The 18721-nt window shown below is 47.7% G+C and carries 18 protein-coding genes; 10 read left to right on the top strand and 8 right to left on the bottom strand.

The genetic code is table 11. The annotated features are described in order from the left end of the window. Positions 1-66 precede the first annotated feature (66 nt). Positions 67-540 carry a DUF302 domain-containing protein gene (locus tag C9J01_RS19560; protein ID WP_107299820.1) on the bottom strand — a complete coding sequence of 158 codons (474 nt, stop codon included), beginning with the start codon at positions 538-540 and terminating at the stop codon, positions 67-69. Between the two features lie 84 nt (positions 541-624). Further along, complete coding sequence (mobB, locus tag C9J01_RS19565; protein WP_107299821.1) at positions 625-1140, bottom strand: molybdopterin-guanine dinucleotide biosynthesis protein B; 516 nt, start codon at positions 1138-1140, stop codon at positions 625-627. A gap of 326 nt (positions 1141-1466) precedes the next feature. Between mobB and C9J01_RS19570 the strand changes: the two genes are divergently transcribed. The 5 genes from C9J01_RS19570 (at position 1467) to C9J01_RS19590 (ending at position 6365) form a co-directional block, all read left to right on the top strand. Then, a complete protein-coding gene (locus tag C9J01_RS19570; protein WP_107299822.1) occupies positions 1467-1952 on the top strand; it encodes a hypothetical protein in 486 nt (161 codons plus the stop codon). A gap of 91 nt (positions 1953-2043) precedes the next feature. After that, positions 2044-3189 carry an endonuclease/exonuclease/phosphatase family protein gene (locus C9J01_RS19575; protein ID WP_336596080.1) on the top strand — a complete coding sequence of 382 codons (1146 nt, stop codon included), beginning with the start codon at positions 2044-2046 and terminating at the stop codon, positions 3187-3189. A gap of 114 nt (positions 3190-3303) precedes the next feature. Beyond that, on the top strand, positions 3304-4437 hold the full coding sequence (prpC, locus tag C9J01_RS19580; protein WP_107299823.1) for a bifunctional 2-methylcitrate synthase/citrate synthase: 1134 nt from the start codon (positions 3304-3306) through the stop codon (positions 4435-4437). Next, positions 4424-5029: an alpha-ketoglutarate-dependent dioxygenase AlkB family protein gene (locus tag C9J01_RS19585; protein ID WP_107299824.1), complete on the top strand. Its 606-nt coding sequence runs from the start codon at positions 4424-4426 to the stop codon at positions 5027-5029. Before prpC ends, C9J01_RS19585 begins: the two co-directional genes overlap by 14 nt. A gap of 244 nt (positions 5030-5273) precedes the next feature. Then, positions 5274-6365 carry a DUF3541 domain-containing protein gene (locus C9J01_RS19590; RefSeq protein WP_107299825.1) on the top strand — a complete coding sequence of 364 codons (1092 nt, stop codon included), beginning with the start codon at positions 5274-5276 and terminating at the stop codon, positions 6363-6365. A gap of 136 nt (positions 6366-6501) precedes the next feature. Here the strand turns inward: C9J01_RS19590 and amrA are convergent, their stop codons facing one another. Both amrA and amrB read right to left on the bottom strand, forming a co-directional pair. Then, positions 6502-7092: an AmmeMemoRadiSam system protein A gene (amrA, locus tag C9J01_RS19595; RefSeq protein WP_107299826.1), complete on the bottom strand. Its 591-nt coding sequence runs from the start codon at positions 7090-7092 to the stop codon at positions 6502-6504. After that, positions 7061-7849, bottom strand: coding sequence for an AmmeMemoRadiSam system protein B (gene amrB / locus C9J01_RS19600; RefSeq protein ID WP_107299827.1), 789 nt, complete (start codon positions 7847-7849; stop codon positions 7061-7063). Before amrB ends, amrA begins: the two co-directional genes overlap by 32 nt. A gap of 139 nt (positions 7850-7988) precedes the next feature. Here amrB and amrS point away from each other — a divergent pair, with 139 nt between their 5' ends. From amrS to C9J01_RS19630, 5 genes are all read left to right on the top strand, one after another. After that, positions 7989-9074 carry an AmmeMemoRadiSam system radical SAM enzyme gene (amrS, locus tag C9J01_RS19605; protein WP_107299828.1) on the top strand — a complete coding sequence of 362 codons (1086 nt, stop codon included), beginning with the start codon at positions 7989-7991 and terminating at the stop codon, positions 9072-9074. Positions 9075-9172: 98 nt separating this feature from the next. Further along, positions 9173-9481, top strand: a complete 309-nt coding sequence (locus C9J01_RS19610) for a glutaredoxin domain-containing protein (RefSeq protein ID WP_107299829.1) — start codon at positions 9173-9175, stop codon at positions 9479-9481. Between the two features lie 165 nt (positions 9482-9646). After that, positions 9647-10315 carry a TPR domain-containing protein gene (locus tag C9J01_RS19615; protein ID WP_201797847.1) on the top strand — a complete coding sequence of 223 codons (669 nt, stop codon included), beginning with the start codon at positions 9647-9649 and terminating at the stop codon, positions 10313-10315. A gap of 411 nt (positions 10316-10726) precedes the next feature. Then, the gene (locus C9J01_RS19620) at positions 10727-11674 is read left to right on the top strand and encodes an MBL fold metallo-hydrolase (protein WP_107299830.1); all 948 of its coding nucleotides are present in this window, start codon (positions 10727-10729) and stop codon (positions 11672-11674) included. A 220-nt stretch (positions 11675-11894) separates the two neighbouring features. Next, entirely contained in the window at positions 11895-14726 is a 2832-nt protein-coding gene (locus tag C9J01_RS19630; protein ID WP_107299832.1) for a hypothetical protein, read from the top strand. A 73-nt stretch (positions 14727-14799) separates the two neighbouring features. Here the strand turns inward: C9J01_RS19630 and C9J01_RS19635 are convergent, their stop codons facing one another. From C9J01_RS19635 to C9J01_RS19650, 4 genes are all read right to left on the bottom strand, one after another. Next, positions 14800-15894: an alkene reductase gene (locus C9J01_RS19635; protein ID WP_107299833.1), complete on the bottom strand. Its 1095-nt coding sequence runs from the start codon at positions 15892-15894 to the stop codon at positions 14800-14802. A gap of 10 nt (positions 15895-15904) precedes the next feature. Further along, positions 15905-16534 (bottom strand): GrxB family glutaredoxin, encoded by a 630-nt coding sequence (locus tag C9J01_RS19640; RefSeq protein WP_107299866.1) that lies wholly within the window; start codon positions 16532-16534, stop codon positions 15905-15907. Positions 16535-16643: 109 nt separating this feature from the next. Next, positions 16644-17831 carry an MFS transporter gene (locus tag C9J01_RS19645; RefSeq protein ID WP_107299834.1) on the bottom strand — a complete coding sequence of 396 codons (1188 nt, stop codon included), beginning with the start codon at positions 17829-17831 and terminating at the stop codon, positions 16644-16646. A 124-nt stretch (positions 17832-17955) separates the two neighbouring features. Further along, positions 17956-18624, bottom strand: a complete 669-nt coding sequence (locus tag C9J01_RS19650) for an SDR family oxidoreductase (RefSeq protein ID WP_107299835.1) — start codon at positions 18622-18624, stop codon at positions 17956-17958. Positions 18625-18721: the final 97 nt, after the last annotated feature.

The following is an 18721-nucleotide window of genomic DNA, read 5'->3' on the forward strand; positions in this document are numbered from 1 at the left end:
ACGCCCCTCATGTTCTTGATGGGGCGTTTTTGTATTTGAGGGGGAGCTTTGTATTAAAGGAAATACCTATTGGGGCTCGGTTACAGCCTTCATAATATTTGCTAGTGCTTTGCCCACTTTATCAATGGTTGAATCGCACTTAGCGACTTTTCCTTCAATGTGGTGGCGGTCGGCGATATAGGCCGGGTCGTTGTATAAAACCCAAACCTCGTCATCGCTATTTTGCATCACCAAGGCTTTTTGCGGCAGGTCAATTGCTGTTGTCTGTTGGCACTCCATGAGTATAGAGCCGACTTTGGGGTTGCCGAAAATGAGTAGCTCAGTGGGACGAAGGGTAACACCGACTTCGCTGGCTGACTGGCTGTGCTTGACATGGGCAAACTGCGTCATGCCTTTTTCATCCAACACCTGCTTCAGTTTTTCAACGGTTTCTTGGACAGAATGGGGGCTCTGCACGGTAATGAGGCCACTATCCGCGAACGTTGGAAAACTTATCCCTAAACCTAAAGAAAGTATTAAAACGAATAGCTTGTTTTTCATTACCGGCTCCCAATATTCGAAATGCTCACTGTTCCCTTTATCGTAATGAAGATAGTTGTGAAGATCTGAATGTTCAATAAACGTTTAGCCTTCCTGAAGCCACTGCACAATGAAATCCGCTACAGTTTGTGGGCTATTCAAATCTAGATAGGGAAGTAGGCATCCCTCAGGCGCGGGTTCATCGCTGGCAAAGGCAATAATGTTTTTATCTTGAGGATAAAATAGCGGCTTGCCGTAACTTGGTCGGTGAACTTCGATTTTGGCAATCGGCTCATCACGGAAACCTTCAACCAGAATTAAGTCTAATTTACTATGGTCGAGTTGCGACAGGCACTCATCGAGCTGAGGTTCATCACGTTCAGGTGCTGGGTATTCAAAGTAGAGCATGTGCCGGGCTTTGGTGGCTAGCAGCGTTTGGCTACACCCGGCATGACGGAGTCGGTAGCTGTCTTTGCCGGGTTTGTCTGGGTCGATATCGTGGTGGCTGTGTTTGACCAAGCCAATTCGTAATCCGTTTGATTTTAATAATGGAATGAGGTGTTCAAGGAGGGTTGTTTTGCCAGAGCCACTGTAACCCGCAAAGCCAATAACTGGTGCCATTTTGATTTTGAAATGGTTAAAAATAATACCTTGAGTGTAATTCAATGTGTTGGCCTGAACAAACCCGTTTGCGCTTTAAAACCATTTGTTTAGGGCATGCCGAAATAAGGCGGCTAGCGTTTCAAACACTGTATCAAAATTGAGGAAATTGAGTTTTTTCCCCATCAACCTCATGTTTCCTACTACATTTATTGAGTACATCACAGGCATCTGCTATTACCATTAAGTAAGGTAATAAAAATGCCTTAATCGCTTACCATACAGTTTTTTGACAGGAAGTCGTGGTATTGGTGGTAAGTACTCATAATCGCATCAGGGAGAGTGCAATGTGGGCAACATTGGATTTTGAAGCATCCGGTCTTTCCGGACAATCCTACCCGATTGAGGTGGGATACTCGCTACCAGATGGTTCTGCGAACAGTCTACTCATCAACCCGTTAACGGCTGGTGATCCCTGGCAACACTGGGATGATCATGCGGAGTTGGAAATTCATCAAATCTCGCGCCAGAAGTTGCATGAAGAAGGGCTTCAGGTGGTTGATGTGTGCCAGCACCTTAATGCCGTGTTAGGAAAATACGAACTTGTTTTCTGTGATAGCCAGTGGGATTTATTCTGGTTGGGCCGTTTGTATCACGCTGCCCATATGAGGCCATCGTTTACCCTGACCGAAGTTGGTTTATGGCTATTACAGGAAAATGGCATTGATAGGGCACATTTCCAGCAGATCATGGCTGAACTTGGTCCAGTGCAACATCGAGCCGAATCCGATGCCAAACAGATAAGAATGGCTATCACTCAGTTGACAGAGTAGTAATTTCATTAACTTAGTATCCCATTTCTGATGAGTGAGTTATCAGAAGTGGGTATACTGATGTTTCTAAAACAGTCGTGAGTGATCTCCCTTGCATACCTCTTCATTCCACCAACCCTCTTCGGGTACCTTGCCAACAAGTGCCCGTGTTGCCATGTTTAATATCTCCATGTCTGACCCGGTTCAAGGGGAAATATTAAGGCAGCTGAAGCAGCCTAATCATGAGCGTTTCACTAAACTTGCCGCTATTATCCAGCATGTCGCCCCTGATGTGTTGATGTTGTGTGAATTCGACCACCCCGGAGAGGGAGGGGATGATGGTGCATTAGAGCAATTTTGCCAGCAATACTTGGCTGTTCCTCAGCATGGTCAAAATGCGGTGTCTTACCCATACCGCTATTGCCCGCCTTCGAATACCGGGATGGCAATGGTCAATGACCTTGATGGCGACGGAAAGATCACCTTGCCCAATGATGCCCAAGGGTTTGGCGAGCATCATGGCCATTTTAGTTTTGTCATCTTGTCACGTTTCCCTATTGTCGATAAAGAGATAAAAAGTTGGCAATCTTTGTTATGGAGAGATTTGCCGGGCCATCAGATGCCGGAAGGTTATTACTCCGAACAGGCAAGTGCTGAGCTTCGTTTGTCTTCGAAAAACCATGTCGTTGTTCCGGTAGAGGTTGATGGCCAGCACCTTCATTTGGTGTGTTGCCACCCAACGCCCCCCGTGTTTGATGGGCATGAAAAGCGCAATGCCCGCCGCAACCATGATGAATTGGTCTTGCTGAAAAACATCCTTGAGGATGCCGACTATCTTGTTGATGATAAGGGCGAAGCGGGTGGACTCAAGCCTGATAGCCGCTTTGTCGTATTGGGTGATCTCAATGCCGATATGGCTGATGGCGATGGCATCAAAACAGCGATCCGTGATCTGCTGTTGCATCCGAAAGTTCATCGTACGGCGTCTTCGGGGCGAATGACTCCCAAGAGTTTGGGAGGGCGCTTCCTTAGGCCGTGGCAGCAACGCCGGGGACGGCCAAGTGAATGGACGCACATATCGGGATTGCGGCTTGATTATGTTCTGCCGTCAGCCAACTTGGACATCCTGCAAAGCGGGGTGTTTTGGCCTGACAAGAAAGATCCACTTCGGCATTTGATCACGGATGAACGCGGGAGGGAGCGACCTCAAGCGGGCTCTGATCATCGTTTGGTATGGGTAGATATCGCGCTGAAATAAAGAGCTTTATAAGCACGCTACGAGTGGTTTTATGGTGTTTCCTGACCTAGGCTTTTGAATATAACAAAGCTAGTTTATTTGGGTATTAACCTTGATTTTACAGGGAGGGGCACCATGCCAGATTCGCTCAAGCCGCTTGGCGGAGAAGGTTTACGCGGACAAACTGCCGGCAGCACGGCACTGTGTACGGTGGGAAAAACCGGTACTGGCTTAACCTATCGTGGTTACGACATTTCCGATTTGGCGCAGCATGCTGAGTTTGAAGAGGTGGCTTATCTGCTGCTCAAAGGCAAACTACCGACTCGAGCTGAACTAGCCGCCTACAAAACCAAGTTGATTTCCTACCGGGGCCTCCCTCTTGCACTTAAGTTGGTGTTGGAGCAGATCCCGGCCGATGCACATCCGATGGATGTGATGCGTACAGGGTGCTCGATGTTAGGTAACCTCGAACAAGAGCATGGTTTTAGCGAAGAGTACGACAAAGCAGACCGGCTACTGGCTCTGCTGCCCGCCATTATTTGTTACTGGTACCGCTATAGTCATCATGGGGTAAGGATAGAGACCTATTGCGACCAAGACAGTATTGCCGGGTATTTTTTGAAAATGCTAACCGGTGAAACGCCACCTGATATGCATAAGCAAGTCATGCATTGCTCGCTTATTTTATATGCCGAGCATGAATTTAATGCTTCGACATTTGCCGCTAGGGTGTGTGCGTCGACCCTGTCTGATATCTATTCCTGTGTCTGTGCGGCGATTGGTACTTTGAGAGGGCCATTGCATGGCGGTGCGAATGAAGCGGCCATGGATATGATTGAGCAATGGCAGTCAGCGGATGAGGCAGAATCGGGCATTATGAAGATGCTTGAGGATAAAGAAAAAATCATGGGCTTTGGCCATGCTATCTACCGCGAATCTGATCCCCGTAATGCCTTGATTAAAGTCTGGTCTGAAAAACTCGCGAAAGATGCCAGCGATCCTGTACTTTATGATATTTCTGTCAGGGTGGAAGCTGTGATGAAACGCGAGAAGAACTTGTTCTGCAATGCAGATTTCTTCCACGCCTCGGCTTATCACTTTATGGGAATACCGACCAAACTGTTTACCCCGATTTTTGTGATGAGTCGGGTCACGGGGTGGGCCGCCCATGTGTTTGAGCAACGCGATCACAATCGCATCATCCGGCCTAGCGCAGACTATATTGGCCCAGAGCATCAAGAATGGATCCCTATCGATGAGCGTCATTAGTTCAAGTGCAGCCAACCATGGTTATTGGCAAAGCTTGCCTCAAGGGCGGGTGTATTGGCACCCGCACTTCCTCGAATCTTCATTGGCTGATAAGTGTTACCAGCGGCTTGAAGATGAACTCAATTGGCAACAGAAAAAGATCGTTATCTTCGGCAAAGAAGTGTGGCAACCAAGGTTGCAGGCGTGGTGTGGCGAGGCGGTATACACCTACTCAGGGTTGACCATGCAGCCAGACCCGTGGACGCCGACCCTGCAGGTTATTCGCCAGCAGCTGAATGAGCTATTGGGGGTGAATTTCAATTCTGTATTGGCAAACCTTTACCGTAACGGCAAAGATTCAATGGGCTGGCACCAAGATAACGAACCCGAACTGGGCGAGCAGCCCGTTATCGCCTCAGTCAGCCTTGGCGCTACGCGGCGGTTTGTATTGCGGCATAAACAAAGCAAGGAAAAACAAGAGTACCAGCTTAATCATGGTTCACTCTTGGTGATGGCAGGGGATCTGCAAACCTATTGGCAACATGCGGTACCTAAAACCCAGCGAGTTGACACGCCGCGTATTAACCTGACCTTTCGTGAAATTATAGAATGAGCGGGAGGCATTGATGTCTTAGATACTCTAATTCCCCTAACGGGAGGTCTTTTTTGCTATTGTTATCTCGATCACATCTGCGAGCATAAATTTACAGTTTTCTGACGTAATAGATGTAAGGCTTTGCTAGCGTCTTGGCTAAATGTTTAGCGGAATGAGCAGGGAGTCTTCAATGGGACGGGGAAGCAGTAAATTACAGAAGGTATTTCATCGGAGAATATTGCCTTCGCTGGTGGTCGGGGCAATGGTTTCCTCGTCGGTGGCTTGGGCTGATGTCCAGTCAGCGGCCGAGCAAGGCCTGACCCTGAATTCCGGTCCAACGTCAGCTGCAGAGCAAGCCAGTTTTGAGCAAGACGCTGAGCGTATCCGCCAGACTTATGAAAGCCAGCTTTTTACCCTTCCTGCTTTCAAAATGGGCCACTATGGCCTGCGAATGTACCGCCAAACCCAAGATCCTAAATACCAAGCAGCAATATGGTCAGACATGGCCCGTGTTGCCAGCCGTTTGAATTACTTTGCCACCGAAGTTAATACGCCTGAACAAATTGCCGAGTATTCTGCACAGCGTCTCGCTCGCTACGAGATAAAAGATGATGTACGTAGTGATTTGCGTTACGAAGCGACCAAAGACCAGCCGGAGTATTACTACCTTGGTGTTGACCTGTTAGGTTCGATGGCACGTGCCAACGAGTATGGCCTGAAGCACCGCGAAGATGCGAAATTGCGAGAAGTGATCCGCCGGTATGACTTCGAAAAGTATGCGACCGATCCTGAAATGATCAGGGCGTGGGCGGCTCAATTGGCCAACCAGGTTTATTGGCTACGTCAGTTAGGCGAACAGGATGTCGTCGAGGAGTTTACTACGGCATTCAAAGCGACATACCCAGACAGCCAAGATGATCAGTTGACCGATCAGCAGTTCATGAACAAGGTGTATGGTCTGACCCACATCATCTTTGCCGATACTGGCTACTACCAGCACCCAGTCAAAGAGTCGGATCACCAATGGATCTACGACTACTACCGCGACAATATCGATACCATTATCGATCGTTCTAAGGAAGATGTGATTGCGGAAGTGGGGATCAACTTCTTGCTGGCAGGTTTGGAGAATGATCCAGTGGTTGAGAAGACCCGCAAGGCTATCCAGCGCTCCCTTAATCGTCAGGCGGGCATTATACCGGCAGTTAATGGCAGCACCGATCTGCTAGATGGCGAGCACCGCAATGTCCTCGCTATCATGCTGCTGGACTGGCAAGGTGCCCATGCAGTGCCAACCATTCAGAAGCAGCCGGAAATATTCACCGGCAAGCCCTATGGCTTAATGACGAAGTAAAACCTAAAGGCAGATAAATAGTTCAGAGCAGCGCCCCTTTTTACAGGGGCGCTTGCATTTAGGTCTGAAGCTCAAATCTTGATGAACCTAGAACCTAGAACCTAGAACCTAGAACCTAGAACCTAGGACCCCGCATCTAATAATGATACTTACCACTGATGCTATTTACATCAAAGGTTTGAACTTTCATCGACGGTGACCAGTACACAGCGTTCCAACCGGCTTTGAGTTTTAGCTGGCGGATAAAGTCTTCTGGCTTAGGCAACTTTTCCCACACTTGCGGTAGGAAGAGTGCCTGCTGGTGGTTGTCCGAGAGGATGAGACCCACTTTGTTGTTTTTTAGGTAGTCGATGAGGGCTTGCTCGGAGTCGACATCGAGATCTTCCGGTTGGGTCAGAACCGACACTTCGACCACTAAACCATCGAGTTGTTCTTCGACTAGCGGCATGAAACGGCGATCCTGATAAGCGCTAGCACGGGCCTTATTATGGACCTCCATAACCAGTGGGGAGTGGGCCACGGTTGTCCCTAGGCAACCCTGCAGTTCGCCATCAACCGTTAGGGTAACAAAGCAAGCTCCAGGTTGGAGTAGTTTCTTGCCGTATAAATCAAGTCGGGGAGGCTGGGGAAGATCATCTGCGAAATGGCCGCGAATGGCATCGCGAGCCACATCCAAAAGTTGGGTTAGCTCACCTTTATTGAGGTTCTGAAATGAGATAGCTGACATATCCTACGACTCTCTCCTTATCTCCGACGTCAGTGTCGCCGGAATTTATTAATGTCCTACGTGTAAGTGTGTATCCCCTTTGTTTGGCTAGCAGTAGCAATGTATTGATGCCGGTTGATCCACAAGCTTGTTCTGGAACCAAAGTTGGCTCGTAGTTTTCAATCATGTTGCAGGTTTGGCTATCAATGCGCTGGGCTTCCGAATAGGTATGGAAGTGGCTTAGATCGCTACTGATAACAAGTAGACAGTCTTCACCTTGCCACAGGGCATCAAGGAGCTTGGCGACATGCGCCGGATTTACATTACTGGTCAAGAGCGGTAACAGGGTGAAGTCATCTAAACATGACTGCAGGAAAGGCAATTGCACTTCGAGGCAGTGCTCTAGGGCATGAACCTGATCCGATACTTCAATATCATCTATTTCCTTTAGCTTTTCAACAAATTGTGTGTCAATTTTGATTTTACCTAACGGGGTCTCGAAATAGTCTGCAGCGGGGATGGCACAGCCTTGGAAATAGTGGCGGTGACTGGGGCCGATAAGTATTACCCGGTGGATGCGATCGGCCTCAGGAAGTAGATAACGGTAAGCATCAGCGGCGACACTGCCTGAAAAGACATACCCTGCATGAGGGACAATCAAAGCGCGAATTGGCGTATGGTGCTGTGTGGGCTTAAGCCATTCATCCATTTGGCTTTTTAGGTATTGGGCTGAGTGAGAATAGAACCGGCCAGCGACAGCTGGTGGACGCGTATTCATAAGATACCTACCGATAGAGTCTTAAAATCTGGACTAATCTTAAGTATAGGAACAAAAATACCTTATTGATCTCCAGATGGCAGAAATCAGAGCAACATCAATATGTTCAGTTCAAAAAGATAACCATTAAGGGACTATCATGCGCCAACCTCCTGAATTTTATCCCACAAAATATTGGCATCGACTCGATGATGGCCGGGTTGTGTGTGATCTCTGTCCGCGCCAATGTCGGCTTCGGGATGGCAAGCGAGGAGCATGTTTTGTTAGGCAGGCCCACGAGGGAGAAATTGTTTTAACCAGTTATGGGCGCTCCAGTGGCTTTTGTATTGATCCTATAGAAAAAAAACCACTCAATCATTTTTACCCTGGCAGCTCGGTACTCTCTTTCGGTACAGCAGGTTGCAATCTAGGGTGTAAATTTTGCCAGAACTGGAATATCAGTAAGTCCCGCCAGATAGACACTCTCGGCTCATCAGCGATGCCAGAGCAACTGGCGCAGGCTGCCAAGCGTTATGGGTGCGATAGCATTGCCTTTACCTATAACGATCCGGTGATCTTTATGGAGTATGCAGTCGATGCCGCGCAAGCCTGCCGTGAGTTGGGGATTAACAGTGTGGCAGTCAGTGCAGGGTATATCAGTGATAAACCGAGGATTGAGTTTTATCGCTACATGGATGCAGCCAATATCGATCTCAAGGCATTTACTGAACGCTTCTACCACAAAATTTGCAGCGGTCATCTCGCGCCGGTGCTCGACACCTTGCTGTACCTAAAACATGAAACCAATGTGTGGTTTGAAATTACTACCTTATTGATCCCTGATGAAAATGACAGCCCGCAAGAAATAGAGGCACTCACCCGTTGGGTATATGATAACTTAGGGCCGGATGTTCCCATTCATTTCAGTGCCTTCCACCCTGATTTCAAAATGCTCGACAAAGAGCGCACTCCGCCAGAGACGGTGAAAAGGGCACGGGATATTGCTATTGCCAATGGCCTGCATTATGCCTATGTCGGTAATATCTTTGATGAGGAAGGTGACAGTACTTATTGCCCAGGGTGTGGTAAAAACGTCCTTTCACGTAATTGGTATAAGTTGGGCGATTGCCACTTGACCAGTAAGGGGCAGTGTCATTATTGCGGCTACCAACTAGCTGGCCGGTTTAAACCGATTGAAAAAGCCTTTGGTCGGCGGCGCATCCCTGTGCAAATTGCCAGCGGATGATTGGCTATCGTGGCTTTAGCTTGGATCTGGGCTTGTCAGCGGTAGTAGCAATTCGATATCTTACTCATTAAATAAAACACCTGAATGAGAAAGTAATCATGTCTGATATGACGATGGAGCAGCTTGCTAGCTACCAAAACCTAGTGATCACCCAGCCGAACTGCCCGTTTTGCGTAAGAGCCAAAGCGATTTTGGACGAGCGCGGCACCGAGTACACCACTTTGGTACTGGGAACAGATCTTCCAAAAACCACAATGGTTGATTTTATCGAGCAGCAAACAGGTAATGTTGTACGCACTGTTCCACAAATCATCTTGGATGGTCAGTACATTGGCGGTCACGATGATTTGGTTGCTTTCCTTGCACGTCAGGTAGAAAACGACGCATTTGGTGATTTTGAGCTGTAAGCTCAAAGAGATACTCTCTTTTATATCGCTTAATGAGATAGCAAAGGCAGCGCATTGGCGTTGCCTTTTTGGTTTGATCTAGGCTAAATATCCTGCATTAATTTCAGGCGCTAATAACAGGCTCTGGTAAACTGGTATTTCAACTACGTTATATGGATTTCTGGAATGCTGAATTACCAAGGATTGTTTTTCCTGCTGTTGTTAGTCATGGCTTCCGCACTGATTATTGTTCACTCTTACCGCCACAATCGCAAGGTAACACCTTTCTCGTTGATGCTTGTTGGTGTGCTCGCCGTCGTTTCCGTCACTAGCTACGCCTTCTTGGGGCATGAGCCGAAAAATACCGTTAAGCGACCAGAAGCCCAGCAACCACTGCCAGACGATATGTTGATGAGCGCTTCTGAGCTGAACCAAAAGCGTATTGAAGAGATCCAAGATAAACTTCGCGAAGATACCCAAAACGGCGAGTTGTGGTATGCGCTTGGCAATGCATACATGTACAGCAGCGAGTTTGAAAATGCAGGTACTGCATTCCTTTACGCACAGAGATTGGCTCCAGAGCCCCAGTCCAATATTTATTCGGCGATGGCTACAGCCAGTTACTACCAAGAAAAGCAGCACTTCACCGCGCAAAGCAAAGCCTGGCTGGACCGAGCGTTGGAATTGGACCAAGACAATATTTCAGCCTTGATGCTGCTTGCGTCAGATTACTTCCTGAGTGCCCGTTACCAAAAAGCCATTGATACCTGGCAGCAAGTGCTGGATACCGAACGGACTGATTTGGACAGGGTCGAAGTGATCAATGCCATTAATCGGGCAAAGAGTTTTCTGTAGGCATCTCTTGTGATTTTAACTCGAATAACTCAAAGGAGGTATTTGGCCTCCTTTTTCTATTCGTATTTACACTTCAAATTAATCGGATTAAAAATCAATATAAATATCTACATTACTTGAATAATAAAGGGTGGATTATTGTTATTAGAAAATTGTTTGGAGTAGTTATCTTTTTTTACTATTGAGGTGGTATTTTAATTTTGTTTATCGAATCGGCGCGACAATAGTTCAAGTAGCACTTATTTCTCCCATCTTTTTTTGATACTGCTCTCAATACTCCAATACCAAAAGTACCAGATGTCTCAAATTGAGCGTCATACCTGTTTCTTACGTGCAAGCAGCAGATTGGACATCTTGAATGCCAGTTGTTAATAATTTGTTTAATATGTTAACTGAAAGGTGTTCAAACAAATGAGACAATCTATGCTTTTTCGTTTTTGCTTCATGGTGGTGGCTTTTTGCTTGAGTCTGGGGGTGTCTGCGCAGGCTATATCCCCGTCAAAGGTGACTCAGGTTGTAATGCTGGGAACCGGCACGCCATTTAACGACGCACAACACTCCGGCCAGTCGGTAGCGATTGTTGTCAATGGTGAGGTGTACTTGGTTGATTTTGGTCCTGGTGTTGCCCGTCAAATCGATGCGGCTAGGCAAAAAGGCTTTGATGGTTTTCCGGGGAATACGTTACGCCCGACATTTATTAAAACCGCTTTTCTTACCCATTTGGACTCGGATCATACAATGGGTATCGCAGATATTATCCTAACGCCTTGGGTATTAGGTCGCAAAGAGCCTTTAAACCTGTATGGTCCACCGAACACCAATTTTTTGGTAAACAACACCTTGAAAGCTTTTGACAAAGATATTGCTCACCGAATGAATGGTGCCCAACCGGCAAACCCTGATGGCTATAAAGTGAACACCACGATTATTCGTGAGCCGGGTGTGGTGTATAAAGACGACAATGTAACCGTTGAAGCCTTTAATGCCCGCCATGGTGACTGGCCTGATGGATACGCCCTCGGCTACCGTTTTACCACGCCTGATCGGGTGATCGTCGTGTCGGGCGATACCACCTATGACGAGAAAGTTATCGAGAATTACAAGGGGGCCGATATTCTGATCCACGAAGTGTATAGCATGAAAGGACTCGCCAAGCGAACACCGGATTGGCAGAAATACCACCAAGCCGCACATACATCGACTAAGCAATTGGCAACCATTGGTGACATTATTAAACCGCAGTTGATGGTACTTAACCATGTCCTGTATTTCGGTACCAGTTCGACTTCGGTAGACAATGAATTCAGTCAATATTACCAAGGTAAATATGTTATGGCACAGGATCTGGATGTGTATTGAGTTACACGGTCATTTGGATAACCTGTTTGATCTATTTATCTGCAAAGATCTGCCGCAGAAAGGTAGGAAAGATGAAAAATATATTTTTTATAATTCATCTTTCCTCGGGCAGCACTGGTTTTCACCACTATTATTGAGAGGCAGGCAATTTAAGCATATTGAACAGATGGTTAGCATTTTATTTAATGGCATTTTTGTGCATGTTTAATTTGAGTGAAGAATGACTGCTTTCCATCGTCTAGCGCCTGTCCTTTCAAATATTTTATGGCTGGTATTTGTTCCGCAGGCATTAGCCAATGCGGGCGATGCATACGTACAAGGTATTGATGAGGACTTTATCGCTTTTGAGGCCGAAGGCTATCAAGGCATTACACGTCACTATGGCGACAATGATGGGCTTAACGTCATCAACATTAATGCATTCATTTCTGAATTTGGCACCAATATCCTCCCGCAAGAGAGTGAATTCCCGGCATCGGGTGATCAGGCGTTATTGGCTGATATGCGGTTTGACACCAAAGAACAGCGTTCGACAGTTGAATATAAGTTGATATTCAATACTCCCGGTACTTACAAAATGTATTTCCGCAGTTCGCTGTTTGAACGTGGCGGACCAGACTCTTACGGCGGTGAAGATTCTTTTTATGCTGCCGCTGCCTTTGATGCGGAGCCAGATAAAATGTTGGGGACGCGTATGCCGCAGGACAGTGAGTTCGAGTCACACCCTGTGACGAACCCATCAGAAGGGAAGTTCTTCTGGTACGGCATCAATAATCACTTTGTCGTTACCCAAGAGGATGTAGGAAAGGCGCTTAGCTTTAAAATACGAGATCGGGAGAAAGGTTTTGCCCTTGATCGTTTTGTATTCAGCTTGAACCACAAACTTGACGATCAGGAAGTCGGCAAGGATGGTGATGGCAATGACTTGGATCTGCTGGCGAACTCAAGTCAGGGTTCACTGTCGTTGGGAAGCCATGTTTATCCTCTGGACTATGTACCCCATCTTGAAAGCGATAATGAAATTACTGCTAGGGAAAGAGAGTTACAGGCTGTATACGACGATTATTTTGCCAATCTGGAACAGCAAAATGCGGCGGGTAATAGCCAAATGCTCATTGAGGAGTTTATTACCAAAATTAATGCACAAGGCGATGCGAAAAGTGCTTTGCGCACATTGGTAATGTTATCGACCGAAGAGGTTTACTTCCCAGAGTGGCGAGATGAGGTCGTCAGGCGGTTTCAGCAAGAGGGGGAGAAGGCGAGGTTGCATGCCGAGCAGGTAATCATTGACAGCGAATATAAAATCAATGATTTAAAGCAGGTTACACCCATCAGGTATTATATGGACTATGCGTGGGGACTGTATGCGCTTGATGCCTTTGATGCTGATACACCGCAAGCAAACCTTTTCAGGCAAAACCTTCAGGCATTTATTTCTGCGTATATTGAAGGGACTGCTCCTTACTACGACAATGCCTATTACACGACGGGGTATAACAAAGAGATTTTTGCCATGGATGTGGCATCAACGATCAGCCTGCTCTATCAAGATAGCCCTCGCTTTCCCAAGGTAAAACAAGCCTTCGAGGCCTTTTGGGAGAACGTTACCCAGATGTCCTACGATGGTGACAATTCACCCCATTATGATGCCAATACCGGTTTCCATATTATTTTGAATATTGCCCTGCGCCATGGCCTGGAAAGTGATGTTGTTAATTCAGAACACCTGTTGAGAATGATGGATCGCATGGCCCGTACGGTGATGAGCAGCGGGCAGTCGGCGAAATGGGGAAAGTCAATGGAGACCACCGCCAGCGAGCAAATCCGTGTGTCGGCAGGGGGAAGCCTCCCTTGGGATCTCAAGATGGGCTATCGCCTATGGCAAAACCCGTTCTATCTATATGTCGCCAGAAAATATGAAGCCTTTTACCTGCAACAGCACGGTGCGATAGCCGCCAAATCGTTTGAAGCTGATTTGTGGCCGTTGGGGGTAGATGCATTGGATGTGTTACTGGCCAAGCCTGCTGATATTGATATTACCTCCCGTGCCACACAGAGAATCACCTCTTGTTGCGAATACGACGGGTTGCTATTGGGACGGGGAGATACTGATTTTGTTGACGTACAAGATAAGCTGGTGATATCGACGGGACACCATCCCCGTGCACCTTATCTATTGATGGATTTAAGCTACACCCAACATAAGGCGGCTGTTGACCACCGCTCCGGCCTTGATACATATATCTTTAACGGTGCCCACACCGTAACTAGGCTAAAACGCTGGTCGGAAGCGAATAAGAATAACGGGATTTACATCAATCCCGGCGCTTACCCGTACCCGAGCGCGCCATACCCGTCCAAAGAAGTTTCTGCACCGGGTAATAATGATCGCTTTGTCGAAGTGATGGGTTACCAGCCTTCCCATGGTTATGTCATCGATAGCTTCGACGCGATGGGTATAGCCCAAGATGCTGCCTACGGATACGTTGACTACCAGCAATATCAGTACAATGGCGTGGGAGCTAAGCGTCAGGTAATACTATTAAATAATGGGATTGCGGTGGTGTCAGATACAATCTCTACTACAGCGAGTTACTGGGGGAACCACAAAGGCGGGGTGATTTATCAGGTGCTGCCGCAGTTCAAGACGGCCTCAGGCGATAACTGGGTCTTGTTACGCGGTCAGCAGCGGATGCTACCATACGCACTTCCGCTGGGCGAAAAAGAGGGCAGTGATACATTAGTTGTTTTTGCATCTACCCCGCAAGGCAGTGAGATTTCTCTGGTGAACAACGCCTTTGACCCGGAGAACAGGGAGTGGTTCAGTGCTTATCAGCCACTTCAGGCAGGGGAGACTTTTACCGTGATATCACTGGTCATTCCCTTGCTCAATGGCAACGATATCCCAGTATTGGTCGATAACATTGAGGTTGAGAGTCACAATGACACAGACAATACAGTAATGATACCTTACCGCAACGGCAGGATAATAAAGGTTTCGTTTGATGACCGGTTCGGGCCTCACTTCGAAGTGACTGCTAACAGTAAGTAAGGCTGGAACCAGACTTTTTGCCGCTTGAACCACAACGCCCCGCTTTATGAGCAGGGCGTTGTGGTAGGTATTATTACTTATTCAACGGTGCGTAGTCTGTGTAACCGTGGGCACCACCACCAAATAAGGTTGTGCCATCAAGTTCTGAAAGCTGCTGTTGGTTTTCCATGCGTGATACCAAATCCGGATTGGCGACAAATGGCCTGCCAAAAGCAATGAGATCAGCAAAACCTTTATCCAAAATCTCATCGGCACGCTCTTGGGTATACCTGCCGGCGACGATAATCGTATTGGTAAAATACTGACGAAGTTCTTTGCGGAAGCTCTCCGGGATGACAGGGGCGTCGTCCCAATCTGCCTCTGATAAATGCAAGTAAGCAATATCCCGGGCTTGAAATTGCTTTGAAGCCTCAAGGATAGTGGGCACAATGTCAGGGCAGTTCATGTCTTTGAAGGTAATGAACGGGGCAAGTCGTACACCAACTTTATCTGCACCTATCTGTGCGCTGACTGCATCAACTACTTCCAGTAAAAAACGAAGCCGGTTTTCACGCGAGCCGCCATAGTTGTCGGTACGGTGGTTGGAGTTTGTGCGCAGGAACTGATCGATGAGGTATCCGTTGCCGCCGTGGATCTCAACGCCATCGAAGCCAGCCTCTACAGCTCGTTTGGCCGAGTAGGCGAAATCATGAATTACTCTGTCAATATCAGCTTGGGTCATGGCGCGAGGTTCAATACAGTCAACCATGTTGCCATTACCTTGCTCATCGGCGATCCAGACCTGAGTGTCGACTGGGGCTAGGGCCGATGGAGCCATAGGCTTGTCACCATTTTGAAAGACCGGATGGGAAACACGGCCTACATGCCAAAGTTGGCAAAACATAGCTGCCCCTTGTGATTTAACGGCATGGGTCACGGTTTTCCAGCCATCTACCTGCTTGTCAGCATAAACGCCTGGAGTGAAAGAGTAACCTTGTGCGTCATCAGAAATTTGTGTTGCCTCTGAAATGATCAACCCGGCACTTGCCCGCTGTTGGTAGTAGGTTGCCATCATTTGATTGGGGACATTTCCCGGCTGGCTGGAGCGTGCGCGGGTCATGGGGGCCATGACTACACGGTTTTGAAGGGCCAGTTGTTTCAGTTGTGCTTGTTCGAATAGCTTGCTCATTAGTGGCCCCTTATTTCAGTAGCATGACGTTAGTTTTCTGGCTGGCAGATTCCATCCATTCTTTGACAGTCTCATCCCACTGGATCTCTTCTGTACTAAAGAAGCCCCTGAGAATGGAAAACATGATGGCTTGATCAACCAAATTGATTTGATTATCGGAAGGCAGGTTGAGTACCTTTCCCGCTTGTAGAATCAGTGATTCGACTTCTTTTGCAATCGACGGGGTGTCGGCAATCAAGGTGTCGAAGTTAAGTGCTTCTGTTTCTTTTTTTGCACGCCAGGCCTTTTGGGCTGATTCGTTTACGAATTCAATAAGGCCCATGTTCGACCAGCGTGGATAGCCGACTTTTTGCAGTGGCAAGAAAGCTAGGCGTTGCCAGTTCAGAATTTGTTCAGATGGCAGATGTGTCTCGGTTGAGTCAGCAAGTTCTAGGAAATGGTGAATAATATCGAGGCTTTCAGACAGGGTATAACCATTGTCTTTAACTAAAATAGGGACCTGCTTGCTGCCAATGATGTCGGTTGGGGTTTTATCATCGTCATAATCCAAGATGATGATATCTAGTGGGATGTTTAGCATGCCAGCGACGTAGCGAACTCGGGCGCTAAAAGGGCAATGTTCATAGATATATAGTTTCATTGTGGTGTCCTCGTTATTGCAGCCAGAGTTCGGCGAGATCGAGCCTGACTGCATATCAACTGATGTATTCTGGAGTATTGGTTTTTAATTCATTGGTGAAAGGGTTTTGCTAGCGACCCAAGTTCGGTGTCAAAGAGGCCCGCTGGTTTTCCCTGCGGTTGGCTCCTGCAATGAACAGCAATCCGAGCAGCGGGATTACGATAGCTGTGTAGGGGATCATCGCAGCGCCCAACTGGCTATCGAGTACCATGCCCCCAAGGAAGCCGCCAAAGGCATTGGCAAGGTTGAATGCCGAGATATTTGCGGTGGCAGCGAGTTCTTGGCCTTCGCCGCCATGGTTCATCACCCTCAATTGCATCGCAGGTACGTTGGCAAAAGAAGTGATACCGAAAACAAAAGCGGCGGCGATGAACATCACTTTGCTCTCGATAGCCAGACCAACCAAGATTAGCGAGGCAATCATTGCCAGTGCCCAGAACATGGAGGCTTTCTGTAAGTTTTTATCTGAAGAACGGCCGCCAAGGGTATTGCCAATAATCAAGCCAATACCGACGATGACGAGAATCCAAGTGACAGAGTTTTCAGGAAAGCCGGTGATGTGCATCGCGATAGGGGCCAAGTAGCCGTATAGCGTCATAAAACCAGACCAAGCAAAGACCGTGATGGCAAGACTGATGAGCAACATAGGGTTTTTGAATGCCATCAACTGGGCTTTTACATCTTTCGCTTCTCCGTGTCCCGAAGCCTGAATGAAAGTTGCGATGAAAAGAAGGGCAACTAGGCCAAAGGCCGAGACGGTCAGAAAAGTGCTGTGCCAGCCAAATTGCAGGCCAATCCAGGTACCGCCGGGTACACCGAGTACGTTGGCGAGAGTAAGGCCCGCGAACATCTGACCAACAGCCCTGCCTGCCATTTTCTCTGAAACCAAGTTAGTCGCGACAACGGCGCCGATACCGTAGAAAGGACCTTGGACCAAGCCGGTGATGACCCGGCTGACCATGAGTACCAGATAGTTGGGAGCAAAAGCAGACAGTAGGTTACCGGCTATGAACAGCACCATTAGCCCAGCCAGCACGGTCTTCTTGTTAAAGCGGGCGAGATAAATGGTTAGAATCGGCCCCCCGAATACAATAGCTAAGGCATAGGCGCTGATCAGGTAACCGGCCTGCCCTTCGCTGATTGATAACGAGTTGGCGACCTGTGGAAGTATTCCTGCGATAACAAATTCAGCGGTTCCGATAGCGAATGCTGCAAGCGTCAAAATCCATACCTGCAGCGGCATTTTTTCTTTATTCATAGTTGGTTGCTCTTAAATTTCGTGGGTATAAGTGAACTCAAGGTGCTCTTGTGTTTGTTTTTTGTGGAACTTTGCAGCCTAGGCACCAAAAGTAGCAATGGGATAGGGCGGTTTCCCCTGGACGCTAGCCTAGCAGCGCCCCGCCGTCGACATCGACAACAGTACCTGTCATATAAGTGTTATTTATCAATAGTTTATAAGTCATGGCTATGTCTCTGGCTTGGCCGACTTTACCCACTGGCAGGCTAGCTTGGCTGCGTTGGTACATGGCAGCCCTGTCCTCGTCACGCATCCCGCTATAGGCTTCTGTCTGGGTTAGGCCCGGGCTGACGGTATTGACTCTAATTGGCGCTAACTCCTTGGCTAATACCTTCGTGACAGCTTCCAATGCAGCATTGATAGCAGTTTTGACGTAGGTATTGGCTACGACTTTTCGTGACAGCATGCCCGAGGTAAGGGTTATCGATCCGCCTTGCTTGATGTAACGGGCAGCATGTTTGACCGCCAAAATGCTTCCCCAGAATTTAGTGTCGAAGGCCGCCTTGGCCTCTGCGGCGTCGACGTCTATGGCTTTTCCCGCTGGGGCAAAGGAGCCTGCGGTGACAACAAGGTGGTCAATAGCACCGATAGATTCGAAATACCGATAGACGGATTTTTCATCACTGATATCGAGTCCTGTTCTGCGACTGGCGACGTGGATGACAGCATTTTCCTGTTCAAGTTGCTTGGCAAGTTCAGCACCGATGCCCGATGCTCCGCCGATAATCACATATACGGTTTTGTCTGTTTTCATAGTGGCTGTCCCAATATTGTTTTGATGAAGCCAGTATATTGATTTGGTGAAAGTTGATAATTGGCTATAATTCGAATTCATTATTCGTATGAGCTGA

The organism is Photobacterium rosenbergii (assembly GCF_003026455.1).
Lineage (GTDB): Bacteria > Pseudomonadota > Gammaproteobacteria > Enterobacterales > Vibrionaceae > Photobacterium > Photobacterium rosenbergii.

Excerpts from the sequence above, each read along its gene's own strand:
- amrB (WP_107299827.1), bottom strand. The coding sequence starts at position 7,849 with ATGAATACGCGTCCACCAGCTGTCGCTGGCCGGTTCTATTCTCACTCA.
- C9J01_RS19620 (WP_107299830.1), top strand. The coding sequence starts at position 10,727 with ATGAGACAATCTATGCTTTTTCGTTTTTGCTTCATGGTGGTGGCTTTT.
- prpC (WP_107299823.1), top strand. The coding sequence starts at position 3,304 with ATGCCAGATTCGCTCAAGCCGCTTGGCGGAGAAGGTTTACGCGGACAA.
- C9J01_RS19650 (WP_107299835.1), bottom strand. The coding sequence starts at position 18,624 with ATGAAAACAGACAAAACCGTATATGTGATTATCGGCGGAGCATCGGGC.
- C9J01_RS19645 (WP_107299834.1), bottom strand. The coding sequence starts at position 17,831 with ATGAATAAAGAAAAAATGCCGCTGCAGGTATGGATTTTGACGCTTGCA.
- C9J01_RS19635 (WP_107299833.1), bottom strand. The coding sequence starts at position 15,894 with ATGAGCAAGCTATTCGAACAAGCACAACTGAAACAACTGGCCCTTCAA.
- C9J01_RS19630 (WP_107299832.1), top strand. The coding sequence starts at position 11,895 with ATGACTGCTTTCCATCGTCTAGCGCCTGTCCTTTCAAATATTTTATGG.
- C9J01_RS19640 (WP_107299866.1), bottom strand. The coding sequence starts at position 16,534 with ATGAAACTATATATCTATGAACATTGCCCTTTTAGCGCCCGAGTTCGC.
- C9J01_RS19585 (WP_107299824.1), top strand. The coding sequence starts at position 4,424 with ATGAGCGTCATTAGTTCAAGTGCAGCCAACCATGGTTATTGGCAAAGC.
- mobB (WP_107299821.1), bottom strand. The coding sequence starts at position 1,140 with ATGGCACCAGTTATTGGCTTTGCGGGTTACAGTGGCTCTGGCAAAACA.
- amrA (WP_107299826.1), bottom strand. The coding sequence starts at position 7,092 with ATGTCAGCTATCTCATTTCAGAACCTCAATAAAGGTGAGCTAACCCAA.
- C9J01_RS19615 (WP_201797847.1), top strand. The coding sequence starts at position 9,647 with ATGCTGAATTACCAAGGATTGTTTTTCCTGCTGTTGTTAGTCATGGCT.
- C9J01_RS19590 (WP_107299825.1), top strand. The coding sequence starts at position 5,274 with ATGGTTTCCTCGTCGGTGGCTTGGGCTGATGTCCAGTCAGCGGCCGAG.
- amrS (WP_107299828.1), top strand. The coding sequence starts at position 7,989 with ATGCGCCAACCTCCTGAATTTTATCCCACAAAATATTGGCATCGACTC.
- C9J01_RS19560 (WP_107299820.1), bottom strand. The coding sequence starts at position 540 with ATGAAAAACAAGCTATTCGTTTTAATACTTTCTTTAGGTTTAGGGATA.
- C9J01_RS19610 (WP_107299829.1), top strand. The coding sequence starts at position 9,173 with ATGTCTGATATGACGATGGAGCAGCTTGCTAGCTACCAAAACCTAGTG.
- C9J01_RS19570 (WP_107299822.1), top strand. The coding sequence starts at position 1,467 with ATGTGGGCAACATTGGATTTTGAAGCATCCGGTCTTTCCGGACAATCC.